16 protein-coding genes and 1 pseudogene are annotated in these 14,555 nt (G+C 69.1%); 6 read left to right on the forward strand and 11 right to left on the reverse strand.

All coding sequences use genetic code 11. The annotated features are described in order from the left end of the window. Positions 1–82 precede the first annotated feature (82 nt). Positions 83–1,018 (forward strand): helix-turn-helix domain-containing protein, encoded by a 936-nt coding sequence (locus ACZ54P_RS30240; protein WP_465464983.1) that lies wholly within the window; start codon positions 83–85, stop codon positions 1,016–1,018. Here the strand turns inward: ACZ54P_RS30240 and ACZ54P_RS30245 are convergent. The 4 genes from ACZ54P_RS30245 to ACZ54P_RS30260 all read right to left on the reverse strand — a co-directional run bounded on the left by ACZ54P_RS30245 (position 1,005) and on the right by ACZ54P_RS30260 (position 4,596). Then, positions 1,005–1,778, reverse strand: coding sequence for a hypothetical protein (locus ACZ54P_RS30245; protein WP_465464984.1), 774 nt, complete (start codon positions 1,776–1,778; stop codon positions 1,005–1,007). The two genes, ACZ54P_RS30240 and ACZ54P_RS30245, sit on opposite strands and share 14 nt — an antisense overlap. A 9-nt stretch (positions 1,779–1,787) precedes the next feature. Beyond that, a complete protein-coding gene (locus ACZ54P_RS30250) occupies positions 1,788–2,459 on the reverse strand; it encodes a papain-like cysteine protease family protein (protein ID WP_465464985.1) in 672 nt (223 codons plus the stop codon). A 236-nt stretch (positions 2,460–2,695) separates the two neighbouring features. After that, positions 2,696–4,258: an adenylate/guanylate cyclase domain-containing protein gene (locus ACZ54P_RS30255; protein WP_465464986.1), complete on the reverse strand. Its 1,563-nt coding sequence runs from the start codon at positions 4,256–4,258 to the stop codon at positions 2,696–2,698. Between the two features lie 188 nt (positions 4,259–4,446). Continuing rightward, positions 4,447–4,596 carry a hypothetical protein gene (locus tag ACZ54P_RS30260; RefSeq protein ID WP_465464987.1) on the reverse strand — a complete coding sequence of 50 codons (150 nt, stop codon included), beginning with the start codon at positions 4,594–4,596 and terminating at the stop codon, positions 4,447–4,449. Between the two features lie 284 nt (positions 4,597–4,880). On the opposite strand from ACZ54P_RS30260, the gene ACZ54P_RS30265 reads away from it, so the two are divergent. After that, positions 4,881–5,135 (forward strand): hypothetical protein, encoded by a 255-nt coding sequence (locus ACZ54P_RS30265; RefSeq protein WP_465464988.1) that lies wholly within the window; start codon positions 4,881–4,883, stop codon positions 5,133–5,135. Between the two features lie 209 nt (positions 5,136–5,344). Here the strand turns inward: ACZ54P_RS30265 and ACZ54P_RS30270 are convergent, their stop codons facing one another. Further along, entirely contained in the window at positions 5,345–6,070 is a 726-nt protein-coding gene (locus ACZ54P_RS30270; protein WP_465464989.1) for a MerR family transcriptional regulator, read from the reverse strand. A gap of 62 nt (positions 6,071–6,132) precedes the next feature. On the opposite strand from ACZ54P_RS30270, the gene ACZ54P_RS30275 reads away from it, so the two are divergent. Continuing rightward, entirely contained in the window at positions 6,133–6,603 is a 471-nt protein-coding gene (locus ACZ54P_RS30275) for a DUF6194 family protein (RefSeq protein WP_465464990.1), read from the forward strand. A gap of 20 nt (positions 6,604–6,623) precedes the next feature. On the opposite strand, the gene ACZ54P_RS30280 is transcribed toward ACZ54P_RS30275, so the two are convergent. Further along, positions 6,624–7,178 (reverse strand): putative immunity protein, encoded by a 555-nt coding sequence (locus tag ACZ54P_RS30280; RefSeq protein WP_465464991.1) that lies wholly within the window; start codon positions 7,176–7,178, stop codon positions 6,624–6,626. Between the two features lie 58 nt (positions 7,179–7,236). Here ACZ54P_RS30280 and ACZ54P_RS30285 point away from each other — a divergent pair, with 58 nt between their 5' ends. Together ACZ54P_RS30285 and ACZ54P_RS30290 are read left to right on the forward strand one after the other, a co-directional pair. Beyond that, the gene (locus tag ACZ54P_RS30285) at positions 7,237–7,962 is read left to right on the forward strand and encodes a MerR family transcriptional regulator (RefSeq protein ID WP_465464992.1); all 726 of its coding nucleotides are present in this window, start codon (positions 7,237–7,239) and stop codon (positions 7,960–7,962) included. Between the two features lie 197 nt (positions 7,963–8,159). After that, positions 8,160–9,329: a S1 family peptidase gene (locus ACZ54P_RS30290; protein WP_465464993.1), complete on the forward strand. Its 1,170-nt coding sequence runs from the start codon at positions 8,160–8,162 to the stop codon at positions 9,327–9,329. Between the two features lie 52 nt (positions 9,330–9,381). On the opposite strand, the gene ACZ54P_RS30295 is transcribed toward ACZ54P_RS30290, so the two are convergent. The 4 genes and pseudogenes from ACZ54P_RS30295 to ACZ54P_RS30310 all read right to left on the reverse strand — a co-directional run bounded on the left by ACZ54P_RS30295 (position 9,382) and on the right by ACZ54P_RS30310 (position 11,970). Further along, a complete protein-coding gene (locus tag ACZ54P_RS30295) occupies positions 9,382–9,819 on the reverse strand; it encodes an SRPBCC family protein (RefSeq protein WP_465464994.1) in 438 nt (145 codons plus the stop codon). A 47-nt stretch (positions 9,820–9,866) separates the two neighbouring features. Then, positions 9,867–10,859 (reverse strand): alpha/beta fold hydrolase, encoded by a 993-nt coding sequence (locus tag ACZ54P_RS30300; RefSeq protein WP_465464995.1) that lies wholly within the window; start codon positions 10,857–10,859, stop codon positions 9,867–9,869. Between the two features lie 23 nt (positions 10,860–10,882). After that, positions 10,883–11,353, reverse strand: a pseudogene (locus ACZ54P_RS30305) (DinB family protein). Then, positions 11,350–11,970 carry a class I SAM-dependent methyltransferase gene (locus ACZ54P_RS30310; protein WP_465464996.1) on the reverse strand — a complete coding sequence of 207 codons (621 nt, stop codon included), beginning with the start codon at positions 11,968–11,970 and terminating at the stop codon, positions 11,350–11,352. Before ACZ54P_RS30310 ends, ACZ54P_RS30305 begins: the two are co-directional and overlap by 4 nt. Before the next feature lie 89 nt (positions 11,971–12,059). Between ACZ54P_RS30310 and ACZ54P_RS30315 the strand changes: the two genes are divergently transcribed. Beyond that, positions 12,060–12,641 (forward strand): helix-turn-helix domain-containing protein, encoded by a 582-nt coding sequence (locus ACZ54P_RS30315; protein WP_465464997.1) that lies wholly within the window; start codon positions 12,060–12,062, stop codon positions 12,639–12,641. Here the strand turns inward: ACZ54P_RS30315 and ACZ54P_RS30320 are convergent. Further along, the gene (locus ACZ54P_RS30320) at positions 12,638–14,101 is read right to left on the reverse strand and encodes an alpha/beta hydrolase (RefSeq protein ID WP_465464998.1); all 1,464 of its coding nucleotides are present in this window, start codon (positions 14,099–14,101) and stop codon (positions 12,638–12,640) included. The two genes, ACZ54P_RS30315 and ACZ54P_RS30320, sit on opposite strands and share 4 nt — an antisense overlap. Positions 14,102–14,555 lie beyond the last annotated feature (454 nt).

The raw sequence follows: 14,555 nt of genomic DNA on the forward strand, positions 1-14,555 counted from the left end.
GTCCAGTTTTCGACCTTAGACGGTTGCCGTCCGCCGCCGGACTGCGCATGCTGTGCGCCAACCCGGCGTGGTGGGGGTGCCCATGTACCAGCAACGCAAGGAACCCGGCACGGCGAGCACGGTCAGGTCCGGTCCTTTCTCCCGCGCGCTTTCCGAAGCGGTGGATCATCGCGGACTGGCCTTGTCCCGCATCCGGGCGCATCTGGCGGCGCGCGGTGTTTCCGTGGCCGAGTCGACGTTGAGCTATTGGCGGCGCGGACTCCGGCATCCGTCGACGCCACGCTCGCTCGACGTCGTTCGCGCGCTCGAAGCGGTGCTGGGCCTCGCCCCGGACAGCCTGGTCGTCCTGATCGGCCCGCAACGCCGTCCCGGTGAAGGCGACCGCAGGCCATCGCTGACGGAACTGCGGCAGAGCTGGTCCGAAACCTGCACCCTGCTGGACGAGCTGAGCGAATCCCCCGGTGCGGCGGTGAACGCGAAGCTCGATGTCGTGACCGTCGTCGACGTGCTGACCATGACCGTGCAAGGGCGGATCGCGGAGATCGCCTCGACCATGGTGGTGCGGGCGCGGGAATCCGGCGCGGACGGCTTCGTGGTGACCCACCAGGACGAACCCGGTACCGACATGGAGGCCACCACGGTCTTCGCCGCCGACGGCTGCCGGAAAGGCAGAGTGCGCCGAAGCACCTCGTCGCCGGGCATGGTGTTCGAGCTCCTTTTCGATCGCGGCTTGGCCGAAGGGGAAACGCATACCTTCGCGTTCACCCTGCGGCTGGCCGCGTCCATTCGTTCGACGTGCTTTCACCGGACAGTGCGGTCTCGTATGTCGGCCTACCTGCTTCGCTTGCGTTTCGACGCAGACGCGATTCCGGCCAGATGCGTCAAAACCGTACGCGAACGGGAAGAACTGGCCCCCGTGGTCAGCGAGCCGCTGCACCCGGGCCCGGGTGCTTCGGTCAGCGCCTACTTCGAGGGTCTCGACGTCGGGATCGCGGGGATCGATCTCATCTGGGAGTGAGCCGGCGCTTCCGGCGCACCACGAACACCACCGCTCCCACCACGACGACACCGGCGACGATCAGGCCGACCACGAGCGCGAGCGGCGGGCCGCTTTCCACGGGCGCGGAACCCGCTTGCGCGAAGCCGATCCCCCGATTGCGCTGATAGTCCGATCCCGGCAGCTTGTCCGCGTAGCGGCCGTGGACCGCCCGCTGGTATTCGGGAAGCGAGACGAACTCACCCACCGGCGACTGCGGCAGACTCGCCCGCAGGAGCACCACGCCGTCCGGCCCCAGTTCGTACCAGCCGTTGATCTGGGGCTCGTTGAGCAGAACCGAACCGGGACGCAGCCGCGCGCTCAGGGTCTCTTCGTCGTTCCCGGAGAACACACCCGCCGCGACCCATGTTCCCTGACTGTCCGGCATCGCCTGCAGCGTCGCCTTCTGACCGGAATCCGCAGTGGCCGTGACGGCGACGGATCTCAGTACGCCCGCCGGTGCGTCGGCGATGCCCCTGACGAAGTCGGGATTGAGGGTGTAGACCGGGAAACCCTTGTCCGCCATCGTGATCTGTCGTGGTTCGAGGTGGTGGACCTGCCGGAAGTTCGATCTCGCGAGACCGATCGCGTTCGGCTGCCCGGCGACGCGCACGGCGGCCGCGAGCTCGTCGGCCGAGGGCGGGACGACTCCCTCGCTCGCCGCGGCGGGCAGTGTGGCGGGCAGGAGCATCGCGACGGCCACCACGAGACAACCGGAGAACTTCCGGCAGATCCTGTTCATGACCGCGGCTCAGCCCTTCCGGATGTTGACGATGGTGTCGTTCCAGCGGAACTGGCCGTTGCTCCGGTACTGGTTGTAGTTCCAGGTCTGGTAGCGCTGATACGTCGGCCACGGGTCGCCGACCATGATCGACTGGTTCGTCGTGTCATAGCCGTAGATCACTTCGGCATGGCCGCCACCCGAAGTCCAGTAGATCCCCGTCAGGTTCAGGATTCCGGAGTCGATCTGGCTGACGACCGAGGTGAAGCCGATGGGACCGCCCGCGTCCTGGGCGGAGAAACCCGTGCCACGGAAGCCGCGGATGATCTCGGGGATCTGGGCAGGCTGGTTCGGGCAGTACCCGGCCGAGGTTCCCTTGCCCGCGGCGCAGAACTGGGCCTGGCTGGCGCCTCCGCCCATCGCCTGTTCGATGCTCGAACCGTCCGCGGCCCAGCACCACTGGTTGTACTGCTGCACCTGCTGGGTGTAGTTCAGCTGTTTGGAGGCGGCAGACGCGGCGACCGTGGTCGCGGTCCCCGCCACCGGCGTGACTTCGCGGACCTGAGTGTGCGTCTGGGTCTGGATCAGCCCGCTGGGCCGGTCGCCTGCGCCGTCGGGCTGCGCGAGGGCGGTGGCGGGCACCATGCTCAGCGCGAAGACGGCGGCTCCGGTCGCCAGCGCGGCCCTCGATAGTCTCTTCACGGCTGTCTCCTTCGACACGGGGATGGGGAGATCACCGTGCGCCGTCCCGATTCCGGGGACAACGGCCTCGTCGGGCGCCAGGGAAACGCTGTGATCGTTCACAGAACCCGGATCGCCACGCGGGCCAGGAAGATCGTGGTTCGCGGCTGACGAGACGCGGCCTCCGCGCAAGATTCACGACCCGTTCACAAGGGCTGTGAATCCGGCACGGCGCCGGGGTTCAGGACTTCGGTGGTTCAGGACTTCGGTGTCGCGAGCGTCGTGGGCCGGGTGCGGCCCCGCAAGGTGACGTCCTCGGTCGCCTTCCAATGCGCGGCCTCGGCTTCGGACGCCGACTCGATCGCCGTCCACGAAGCGAGCAACCGGGCTTCGACGTTCTTCGCCAGTTCGGTCAGCCGGGCGGCTTCGTTGACCGGGTCGCCGATCACCGTGTACTCGAACCGCCGCGGGTCGCCGACGTTCCCGGCCACCACCTCGCCGGTCGCCACCCCGATCCCGGCCGGGCATTCCGGCACCTCCGCCGCCAGCCTGCGCCCGATCGCGCGGCCGGTGGACAACGCGAGCGACGCGTGGTCCGCCAAGCGCACCGGCGCGCCGAAGATCGCGAGCGCGGCGTCACCGACGAACTTGTTGACCAGCCCGTGGTTGCGGTCCACCTCGTCGACCACCACCGCGAAGAACCGGTTGAGCAGTCCGACGACCTCTTCGGGCGGGCGACTCGCGGCCAGCGTGGTCGAGCCGATCAGATCGACGAACAGCACCGACACCGTCCGCACCGTGCCGCCGAGTTCGGCCGACGTGCGCATCGCCTCGATCGCGACCTCCTCGCCGACGTGCCTGCCGAACAGGTCGCGCAAACGTTCGCGTTCGGCCAGTCCGGCGGCCATCCCGTTGAAGCCCGCTTGCAGCAGGCCGAGTTCGGTGCCGTCGTAGACCGGGATCTCCACGGCGAAGTCACCGGCCCGCACCCGGCCCAGCGCGTGCTGCACCGACCGGATCGGGTTCACCACGGAGCGAGCGGTGAACACGGTCACCAGCAGGCCGAAACACAGCACCACCATGCCGAGCGCGATGACGGAGACCGCGAGCTTCGTCGTCGACACGTCACCGCGCACCCAGGCCAGCACCGCCGTGACCACCAGCCCGGCCACCGGCACCCCGGTGCCGAGGCACCAGAACAGCAGCATCCGCAGGTTCACCCCACCGCTGAGCGGCCGCGCGGGCGCAGTGCCCGCCAAGGCCAAGGCGGCGTACGGCCGCAGGATGAACTCGCCCGCCAGATAGGCGATCGCGCAGACGACCACGCCGGCGAACGCGACGACGAGCAGTTCGGTCAGCACGACCTTCGGCTGCACCAGCGCCGCCAGCACACCGAACACCGCGGTCGCGACACCCCACAGCACCGCTTGGACCAGCGTGAGCCGCAACGGGACCCGCAGGCTCGCGACGCGCTCCGCGTCGGTCGGCGTCCGGCCGTCGGCCGCCCAGCGCAACGTCCGCAGCGCGCCGCGGGTGCCCCACAGCGCGCCGACGACGACCGCGGAGACCACGTACACGGGCACCGTGATCGCGGTGACCCGGACCAGCTCGCCGGACATGCCGGGAGCGGGCATGAGCAGGGCGGCCAGCCCCACCACGACCAGCGCGCCGATGACGTTGGTCGCGATCAGCGTCCCGGTGAGCAGACCCTGGACGCGGCGGCGCAACACGGCCACGTCCTGGTACAGCGGGCCGAGCAGCCACGAGCCGAACGGCCCTTGCCCGCGCTCCTGAGCAGAGGAGTCCTTGACTGGTCGCACCTGATCCCGCCGTTCACCCGGTTTGAGTGAACGAATGTACACCGAAATCCCTCGCCGCCCGCGTTTAGTCCTCTGGACGCGGTACTTGCAGGACACAAAGACCGCATTCAGAGGACTAAACGCGGGCGGCGCCGGACCCGATGATGACCAGCCAGGCCACTTCGGGGTCAGGGTCAGCGGCAGTTCGTTCACCTCGGCGTCCACATCGGACAGACCGCGGCCACGGCACGGCCGACGTGGCGGCCCGCCGTCGCCATCGCCCCCTCGCGCCAGCTGGTGGACACGACCCGGCCGCCGGGACGCGCCCGGCTGATCAGCCGTTCGGTTCCGGCCGTCATGTCGGGAAGAAGAAGATGCCGAGCGCGGACTGCACACGACGTCGTACTCGTCGATCATCGGACCGGAAAGGTCGATCGCGTCGACCACGCCGCCGTCACCGACCGCGCGCGGCCGCCCAAGGCACGCTGGGTGCCTATCTTGCGAGAAGAAGAAATGGCGTGAAGATGACCGTTTTCACACCCGCGGTCGCATATCGTGCGAACCCGCCTACGACGGACGGAGGCCGCAGGAGCGCCCATCCAGCAGGCGAACCGCGAGCCGGTCTCGCCCTAGCGTGGTAATCATGAGGAAAACATTGCTCGGCCTGATCGGCGCGGCCACCATCATGGGCACGCTCACCAGTCCGGCTTCCGCGAGTGCGCTGGAGACCAGGGAATTCGTCGGCCACGGGTCGAGCGACTTCGGCCTCGCGCTCTTCTATGCCCGCCAGGACGCCAAAGATCAGGCGGAGCGAGCCGGTTTCTCGGACTGCGACGAATACTTCAAGCTCGTCATCTCGCCGTACGACGCGACGGTGTTCTGGCGCTGCACTCGCTGACCGGTCCGGCTGGTCGTGAGTGATAAGGACGGTTATTGAGGGGTAAGGCGAACGTGGCGTGTTGCGCGCGACGTCGGCTCGCGTCGCGGTCTGATGTCTCCAATGCCGCATCGGGGACATGAGGGCGGGCGTCGGCTTCGAGGGGAACGCGCAACGCGGACGTGCCGACCACGACAACTTTGCCTTACCCCTCAAGAGAACGACCCAAATCACTCACGACCGGCCGGCGCCGAGGACAACACGGCGGAAAGCGCCGCGGTGCCATCGAAAAGGGCTCGCGAGCGGGCCGTGATGGCGTCGTCCCTGGCGGCCAGCGCGGCGGCGACGTCCTCCAGCCGCCGGGATCGCCGTAGTTCCGGCATCAGCGCCCGCAGGGGCTCGACGCGGTATCCGGCCAGCCGCAGCTGGTGCACGATCCGCGCGTCCCGCACCTGCGCCGGGGTGTACCGCCGCGTTCCCCGCGAGTCGCGGCCGGGAACGACGAGCCGTTCCGCGTCCCAGTGCCGCAGCGTCGAGGGGCGCAGGCCGAGCGCTGTCGCGAGTTCGGAGACGCTCATCGCGTCGGAACCGCGTACGTCGTCGATCGGCTCGCCGGAGATCACCCGGACGGCTTCCCTGGCCTCCCGCAGCTCCGCGCGCTCGGTGGCGAGCGCGGCGTGGGCCGCGTCGAGGAGGGCCAGTACCCGCGCGATCGGTTCCCGATGCGCGGCGCGGACGATCTTCCTGGCCTCGACCGGCCCCACTCCGGCGGCGAGCGCGCGGTAGGCCAGCGCGGCCCGGAGATGGATCTCCCCGTAGCTCCGGTAGCCAGAGGACGTCCGCGCCGCCGGCGGGAGCACGCCGTCACGCTCCAGGTTGCGCACCTGCTGGACGGAATACCCCACCCGGCGCGCGATCGCCGCGGTACGTATTCCCGCCGAGTTGAGACTTGACACCTTCGCTCCATGGACAACGACCTTGAACCCTCCACAAGCACTTTAATGTGAAGCTTGAGCACATGAGCATCGACGAGATCATCGGCTTCGTTTCTGGCCTCGACGGCGTCCTGACCCTCACACCCGCGCCCGGCGACGACTGGCCGGAGCTCAGCTGGGGAGACGCGTTCTTCTACTACTCCCCCGACGGTGTCGTCCCGACGAACGTCCAGCCTTTCGCGACGGTGGTGACCAAGAACTATCCCGGCGACGAGGCGTCGCGCCTCGACCGGCCAGACACCTTCCGCGTGAACATCCACGCCGGGAAGGAGGAGTTCATCCGGCGGCTCGGCCGCTCGCCCCGGGAAGCGGGTGAAACCGAGGCCGACGTCGTCGACACTGTGCTCGCCCACCCCGTCTACGGAACCGCGGGCTGGCTGGCCGTGGTCAACCCCGGCCCGAAGACCGACGTGGCGACCGGGGAACTGCTTGACACCGCCTACAGGCTGGCCCGTACCCGCTTCGAACGAAAGGCGGAATCCTCGCGCGAGTGAGCGCCACGGTGTTCGCCTGTCTAGCGAGCCTGTCGCCGAAGCGAAATGTCCAGCGTCCGCAGCAGTTCCCCCGCCCGGCCACCGCCGCCCGGGGCGTCCGGATACCGCGTCAGGACGTCCACCACGACCGGACCGGCGAGCGCCCTCGCCTTCTCGAGGTAGCGGGAGCCGGCAGCCGGATCGCCGTCCGCGTCGAGTTCGAAGGCGCGGGCGGCGTCGGCGGCGGCTCCCAGGATGTGCAGGACCTGCGTCGCCTTCGCCAGTGGGTGCAGGTACGCGGACGCTCCCGCGTGACCGGCGGCGCGGGCCGCCTCGAACGCGGCTTCACGACCCTCTTCACGAGCCATCCGCGCCGCCCGGTGCGCGGCCAAAGCGGTCACCCGCAACGCCTTCGTTCGCTTGCCGCCGGCAGCGAACAGCCGTGCCTCGTCGAGTACGGCACGCGGGCGTGGATCCTCCGGGAAGTCACGCTCGAAAAGCACCAAGGCAGGCTTCGCGCAAGCGACAGCGAAGGCCGTGACCTCGCGCAACTCCGCGAGGTCGAGTTCGATCGTCAGGTTTCCGTCCGTCGTCATTTCCTCGACTGTATCGTTGAACCGCCGGTTGGCACCTTCCAGCGACAATGGCAGGACAGTGGGGCGAAACCTTCAAAACCGCGAGCGGCTACGGCCGGTCGATCTGGCGCGCGAGCACGGGTTGTCCACGCAGGCGGTCCGCAACTACGAAGCGGACGGCATCCTCCCCGCCGCCGAACGCGGCCCCCACGGATACCGTGCCTACACGCCGTTGCACGCGTTAGCCCTCCGCGCGTTCCTCGCGCTCGTCCCCGGACACGGCCACGCGACGGCGACAGCGATCATGGAGGCGGTCAACCGGGGCGCGATCGAAGACGCGCTCCGGCTCATCGACGAGAGTCACGCCCAGCTGCTCGACGACCGTCGCACCCTCCAAGCCGCCACCGCCGCGCTCCGGGATCTCGAACCCGTGCCGCAGGAACGCGGCGACCTGTTCGTCGGGCCGCTGGCCGGGAAACTCGGCATCCGGCCCGCCACCCTGCGCAAATGGGAACGCGCCGGTCTCCTGAAGCCGGAGCGCGATCCGCGGACGGGCTACCGCGTCTACAGCGCGGCCGACGTGCGCGACGCCAAGCTGACCCGCCAGCTCAGGCGCGGCGGCTACCCGCTGGAGCGGATCGCGCCGCTGATCGAGCAGGTCCGCTCGGCAGGCGGTGTCGTGCCACTCGAATCGGCGCTGCGCGACTGGCACGACCGCCTCGCGGCCAGGGGCCGCGCCCTGCTCGCCGGCGCCGCCGCACTGGACGCCTACCTCGAATCGCGGCTGACACTTTTCGGACAATGACACTTTCGCGCAAAGCGAATGCACGAAGCAATTTCCGCATACGAAAGTAGGGCGCCGATCATGGAACCTACTTTCGGCGCTACGACGCGCTAGCCGGACGCTCGTAATGTGCGTCACGTCGAGATGAACCGCCCGGTCCCTGCCATTTCCGAATATCCGGCGGTTCGTCGTACCCTCCTTTAGCGAAGGAAATTCGCATGCGAATTCGCGGACCCGTCATGCTCACTCTCTTGAGCGTCTGCGCCGGAATCGGTGCCCTCGCCGTCCCGGCGACCGCCGCTCCCACGCAGCCGTCCAGCGCCTACGACCAGACGATGCTCGAGACCCTCGCCGCGACCTTGCGGATCAGCCCACTCCAGGCCGCGCAGAAGCTGGACCACGAGAAGAACCTGATCTCGTCGCTCGAAAACATCAGAGCACGCGGCCTCCGCACCGACGGCGCGTACTTCGACGACGCGGGCGCACTCGTGGTCAACGCCGCCGACGCCGGATCCGCGCAGGCGCTCCGCTCCGCCGGTCTCACGCCGCGCACCGCCGTCCGCGGGGAAAAGGCGCTGGACGCCTTGTCGGCCCGCGTCGGCGACGTCATCGGCGCCGACGTCACCCAGGTGCAGTCCTGGGGCCCGGAACTCGCGGCGGACCAGGTCGTCGTCACCGTGGCGCCCGACGCCGGCAGCGCCCTCGTCCGGCGGCTTTCGGCGCTGTCCGGGGTGACCGTCCGAACCGGAATCGCCAACGGCAACACCACCCAAGCCGACGTCATCCCCGGCCAGATCATGGATCTCGACCCCGGCACGAACTGTTCACTCGGCTTCCCCGGCACCACCAGTGACGGCGACAACGTGCTGCTCACCGCCGGACACTGCGTCGAGGGCAACCCCGACATCCTCAACCGCGACGGCGTCCACATCGGCCGTGGCGTCGCCACCGAGTTCCCGTCGGCCGACATGGGCCTGATGGACATCGACGACGAGGACACCGGCCGGGGCTACGTCGACACCCGCAAGGGCACCACGGTCCGGATCACCGGCAGCTCGAAGGCGCCGGTCGGCACGACGCTGTGCAAGGCGGGCAACACCACCGGCTGGACCTGCGGCAAGATCTCCGCGTACAACCAGACTGTCCGCTACAGCGGTGAAAGCGTCGCCACCTCGGGGCTGGCCAAGTCGACCGTCTGCACCGAAGGCGGTGACAGTGGCGGCGCCTACATCGCGGGCAACACCGCGCAGGGGATGACCTCCGGCGGCCCCAACGACGGGCACGACTGCGGTTACAACCAGGGCTCCAACGCCACCGGTTCGTACTCGTATTACCAGCCCGTCGTGGACGCGGCGAACAACTACGGGGTCACGCTGACCCGGTCCTGACGCACACCGCGCGATGGCGGGGAGCGGCCGCTCCCCGCCATCGTCGTCGTCTTCAGCGCCCGGTCCAGCCGCCTTCTTCTTCGGCGGCCGCGACATCGGAATCCGCGACCGCCGTATGCGCGAGCGCGGCGACCGTCTCCTCCAGTCCCCGCTGAACCTCCTGGTCGTCGGCGTCGCGGACGCTGTGCAGGGTCACCGTCAGCCGAGACGACGCGGGCCCGGCGTCCTCGATCGCCAGCTCCCCCTGGTAGTCGTGTGGCCCCTGGGCGCCCCAGCGCAGTGAGCGACTCTTTTCGTCGACCTTCAGCCACGCCTCCCCCTCGACGTGCTCACCATGGACATCGGCTTCGACGTGGACGGCGTCGCCGCCCTCGGGTTCGGCCTGGCTCATTTGCGGGAAATAGCGCGGCAGATTGCGCGGTTCGCGCAGGAAGGCGAACAACTCGGCGGCCGGCATATCGATCGTGGCGGTATGGCTGTAGTCGGTCATGTCCACGCATACCCCTTGCCCAGCGGGCGAAACTCACCCGGGTCGGCTCAACCCTTCAGAAAACCGATCAATTCAGCGGTCACGAAATCCGGATTCTCTTCGGCGAGCCAATGTCCCGCCCGGGGCACCTCGACCGCGCGGACGAGGTTGGCGACGCGGGGTGCCAGTGTGGCCTTCTGTGGTTCGAGCAGTCCTTCGGCGGTCATCAGCAGGGTCGGGGTGGTGATCGGTTTCGCGCCGACGTTGGCGGTCACATCCTGGCCGAGCGTGCGGTAGAGCTCGAATCCTCCGTGCAGCACCTCGGGTCTGCCGTAGGTGCGGGCGTACTCGCCGATCTCGGCTTCGTCGAAGGGCGACGGCGCTCCCGGCCCGCCGAAAGCCGTCCCCGAGTACGCGACCTGAGGATAGAACAGCGAAAGGTATTCGCGGACGTCGTCATTGACGACGGCTTCGGGAACCGTTTTCTGCGAGTGGAAGGCGATGTGCCAGCTCAGGTTCCGATAGGCCGTCGCGTCGAGCGCGGGTCCCGGCAACGGCAGATCGAGATAGGCGAGGCGGGTCAGGTCGCCGGGGAACTGCGCGGCGTACTGGAAGGCGACCGCGGCACCGAGATCGTGCCCGACGATCCGCGCTTCGCGCAGGCCGAGCCGTCCAGCGACGAGACCGTGCACGTAGCGGGCGAGGGTGGCCTTGTCGTAACTCGGTGGCGCGCCGGTGCTGTCGCCGAGGCCGGGCAAGTCGAGGGCGTACACCGTGAAGTGCTCGGCCAGCGCGGGCATGACCCGGTGCCAGCCGTACCAGGTCTGCGGCCAGCCGTGCAGCAGGACGAGCGGTGCTCCCTTTCCGCCGGTGACGTAGTGCATCTTCACGCCGTCGACGTCGGCGAACTCATGGCGGAACCGCTGCGCGAAAGCCGCGTCGCCGCGGGTGATGTGCTCGTAGGCGGGCGAAGAATCGGCAGCCGTTCCGCACGCCGCCGTCATCAGGATGAGGGCGGCGCCGAACGCGGCGGCGGTCCGCCGGAAGGTCCGGTGAAGCATGGGGTGGTTCTCCGTTTCGGTGTTCAGCGTCCGGTGGAGCCGTCGATCAGCTCTCGCAGGATGTCGGCGTGTCCCGCCTGCCGCGTGGTTTCCTCGATCAGGTGGGTCAGCGTCCATCGCCGCGACGCCGAACGTGGGCCGGCTTCGGCGAGGTCGTCCCAGGACGCGATCTCGGCCCTCGTCTCGGCGATGGTTTCCCGGTAGGCGGCGAGAATCGTCGCTGTCGTGGCGTCGGGGGCCGGGTGAAACGTCGCTTTTCAGTCGGTGCAGCGCTCGCCGAGCAGCCAATGCCGTTCCACTGCGGTCAGATGGCTGAGCAGGCCGAGCAGGTTCGTCCCCGACGGCACGCCGGGGACTCGCGCCTGGGCTTCCGGCACCCCTTCGGTTTTGGCCGCGACGGAGGCGCGCAGATAGTCGAGGAAGCCCGCGAGGACGTCTTTCTCGCTGGTGCCCGTCGCGGGCGGGCCGGTGTCGCGGTTGCGCCTGGCGCTCATCGCGAGGGCTCCGAAATCCGCCGGAGCATCAGGACATGGTCGACGACGGTCGCGGTCCGGCCGCCTGGACCGGTGGCGCGCCGTTCCGCGACCTCCGCGCGGTCGATCGACCACACCGCCGGATCGAGGGCCAGGTCCGCGGCCACTTCCCGCGGAGTGGGGTAACGGAGGTCCGGATCCTGGTTCCACGACCACGGCGCGGTGGAGCCGTGATCGACGACGACCAGCCGACCGCCCGGATTCAGCGCCATCGCCGCGGTCCGCAGCACGCGGCCGCGATCCAGCGCGAACGGGGTGTGGAGGTATTGCGCGGACACCAGGTCGAAAGTGCCGTCGGGGAAATCCTCGGCGAGATCGACGCGGAGCGCCGTGATCGGCTCAGCGCGCTCGTGGAGCGAGCGCACCGCGGATCCGGAGATGTCGACCGCGGTCACCCGCCATCCCCGCCTCGCCAGCCACACCGCGTCTCCCCCGCCGCCGCAACCGAGGTCGAGCGCGGTCCCCGGCGTCAGGGAGCCGGCGATCTCGGCCAGTCTCGGGTTCACCTTCGGCGACGCCGTGGCCCGCCGGTCGTAGAGCTCGTCCCAGAATTCCGTGGCACGGTCTGGAGCGTTCATCCTCACCTCGCATGGTCTGTCAAGGACCACCTTCGCCTCGGCCGCCGGGAAAACGCACGAAAACTTGCCGACCTGGCAAGATCGACGGCATGGCGGACGAGACGGACGAAGTACTGGACGCGGTAGGCCCGAGATTGCGTGCCTTGCGCAAGCACCGGGGCCTGACCCTGGCCGACCTGTCGGCGGCGACCGGGATTTCGGAAAGCACCTTGTCCCGGCTGGAAAGCGGCGGACGGCGGCCGACGCTGGAGCTGCTCTTGCCGCTGGCCCGCGTGCACGGCGTCCCCCTCGACGACCTCGTCGGCGCCCCGCGCACCGGCGATCCGCGCGTCCACCTGCAACCGATCCACCGCCACGGCATGACCTTCCTGCCGCTCACCCGCCGCGCCGGTGGAATACAGGCCTTCAAGATGCTGATTCCCAGCCGTGACGAACCAGCGGAGCCCACGCCGAAGACCCATGGCGGCTACGAATGGGTGTATGTCCTCAATGGACGGCTCCGGCTGCTGGTCGGCGACCGCGACCTGGTCCTGCCGCCCGGCGAGGCCGCCGAGTTCGACACGTCGCTGCCGCACTGGCTCGGCTCGGCCGACGGCGGCGCCGTCGAAACCCTCGTCCTGTTCGGACCTCAGGGCGAACGCGCGCACGTCCGGGCGCGGACACAGCGCTAGCGGCAGGTGCGATCAGCGGGGAGCTCGCCACCCAGCAGGTAATCCCGGACCGCCGTGTCGACACACCTGTCACCCTTGAGGAACACGGAATGCCGGTAGGCGCCTTCCACCGTCACCAGGCGCGAACCGGCGAGTGCCCGGTGCATGGCGAGTTGCCCGGCGTAAGGCGTCGCGGGGTCACCGGTGGAACCGAGAAGCAGGGCCGGCGCGGTGTTGTGGATCCGGGTCGCGGGCTCGGCAGGCGTCACGGGCCAGAACGCGCACGGCGTGATGTTGCGAGCCAGCGGACCGAACAACGGCTCGGCGGACCGATGCGCCTGAATGTCCCGGTAGTACGTCATCGGGTCACGGGAAGCCGCGCGATCGGCGCAGACGATCGGCGTCCCCGCCCGGTCGTTCGCGTCGCCGGATCCTGTCGTCAAGCCGTCGAGGAGCGCGCCCAGTGTCTTCGAAGGAGTGACAGGAAGACCGGCCGCGGCGTCACGGAGCGTCCGCACAGTGGCGGCGAACTCGGCCTGCGACGCGGGTCGGTCGTCATAAAGGTGCGCGAAGTACAGATACGGCACGGTATGACCGTCCACTGTGTACTTCCCGACCGCGAACGGCCGCCGCTCGGCCGAGCGCGCGACGTCCCGCACCGTCGCCAAGACCTGGTCCGCGGTCTCCCCCAGCCCCCGGCCGACCGCACTACGCGTCCAGTTCCGTAACGCCGCGTCGAGAGCCGGAGCGGTCGGGCGGAGCAGACCCGGCCCGTACACCTCGGGATCCACCGACGAGTCGAGCACGAACCGATCCGCCCGCGAGCCGAACATCTGCAGATAGACCGCGCCGAGGTAGGTCCCGTACGAGGCCCCGATGTAGGAGATCTTCCGTTCCCCGAGCGCGGCGCGCACGACGTCCATGTCCCTGGCGGTTTCGCGGGTCGACGCGGCCCGCAGCAACTCGGGATCGTTGCCCGAGCAACCACGCGCCAGCTGCTTCGCCAGTGCCACACTTTCGCCGAACGTCCTGCGGTCCGGCCCGGCCGACCGCGTGAACGTGTCGGTCGGCCAAGCGCACCGCAACGGCGAGCTGCGCCCGACGAACCGGGGATCCACGCCGACGAGGTCGTACTGCGCCGCGATTTCCGGCATGAGAGGTCCGGCCAGGACCATCTCCCTGGCCGGACCGCCAGGTCCGCCCGGATTGAGCAGCACCACGCCACGTCGGCGCGCGGGGTCGGTGGCCTTCACCCGGGCCAGCGCGACGGTGATCTGACGCCCCCGCGGACGGCGATGGTCGACCGGCACGACGACGTCACCGCACTGCGCGCCCGCCTTGTCCAGCTCGACGCCCAGGTCGTCGCCGGGGCCGGCCACGCAGCCGTGCCAGGTGATCGAAGGTGTCGCGACGGCGGCCGTCGCCGGTGTCAACGCGCCGGCGACGAGCAGTGCCACCACGATGGCTGTTTTCCTGAGCAACCCGAACTCCCTGGTATCGAACGAAATTCTCGATCTCAGGTTAGGGGCGCGGGGGCTGTGGGGGCGTCCGTCTCCGGTCTGAAAGGTCTAGCCCGCTGGGGTGGCTTTCGGGTGGGGGCGGCCCGGTGGTGGTGAGCGGAATAGCAAGAGCCTCCGTCCCCACGTTGAGGGTCAGGGGCTCGGCAAAGTCGAGACAGTGCAGGCCTGACCCACTGTCCTCAAAGGACACGGCCTGGTGTTTGAATGTCCTGTTGATGCCTCTGCGCGCGGTTCCACGGGGGGTCGTGAGTGGCAGTGAGGGTTATTGAGGGTTAAGGCGAAGGTGTCGTGTTGGGGCGGGTCTGTGAGACGTTGGGCGTCAGGCTTCGGCACTGGGCGGTGGCGTGCCGAAGGTGTCGCGAAAGCCACTTTCGGGACATCACATGTCCTGAAAGTGGCTTTCGCGACACGAGCA

The organism is Amycolatopsis sp. NPDC034160 (assembly GCF_055575355.1).

Excerpts from the sequence above, each read along its gene's own strand:
- ACZ54P_RS30240 (WP_465464983.1), top strand. The coding sequence starts at position 83 with ATGTACCAGCAACGCAAGGAACCCGGCACGGCGAGCACGGTCAGGTCC.
- ACZ54P_RS30245 (WP_465464984.1), bottom strand. The coding sequence starts at position 1,778 with ATGAACAGGATCTGCCGGAAGTTCTCCGGTTGTCTCGTGGTGGCCGTC.
- ACZ54P_RS30260 (WP_465464987.1), bottom strand. The coding sequence starts at position 4,596 with ATGACGGCCGGAACCGAACGGCTGATCAGCCGGGCGCGTCCCGGCGGC.
- ACZ54P_RS30265 (WP_465464988.1), top strand. The coding sequence starts at position 4,881 with ATGAGGAAAACATTGCTCGGCCTGATCGGCGCGGCCACCATCATGGGC.
- ACZ54P_RS30275 (WP_465464990.1), top strand. The coding sequence starts at position 6,133 with ATGAGCATCGACGAGATCATCGGCTTCGTTTCTGGCCTCGACGGCGTC.
- ACZ54P_RS30280 (WP_465464991.1), bottom strand. The coding sequence starts at position 7,178 with ATGACGACGGACGGAAACCTGACGATCGAACTCGACCTCGCGGAGTTG.
- ACZ54P_RS30290 (WP_465464993.1), top strand. The coding sequence starts at position 8,160 with ATGCGAATTCGCGGACCCGTCATGCTCACTCTCTTGAGCGTCTGCGCC.
- ACZ54P_RS30295 (WP_465464994.1), bottom strand. The coding sequence starts at position 9,819 with ATGACCGACTACAGCCATACCGCCACGATCGATATGCCGGCCGCCGAG.
- ACZ54P_RS30300 (WP_465464995.1), bottom strand. The coding sequence starts at position 10,859 with ATGCTTCACCGGACCTTCCGGCGGACCGCCGCCGCGTTCGGCGCCGCC.
- ACZ54P_RS30310 (WP_465464996.1), bottom strand. The coding sequence starts at position 11,970 with ATGAACGCTCCAGACCGTGCCACGGAATTCTGGGACGAGCTCTACGAC.
- ACZ54P_RS30315 (WP_465464997.1), top strand. The coding sequence starts at position 12,060 with ATGGCGGACGAGACGGACGAAGTACTGGACGCGGTAGGCCCGAGATTG.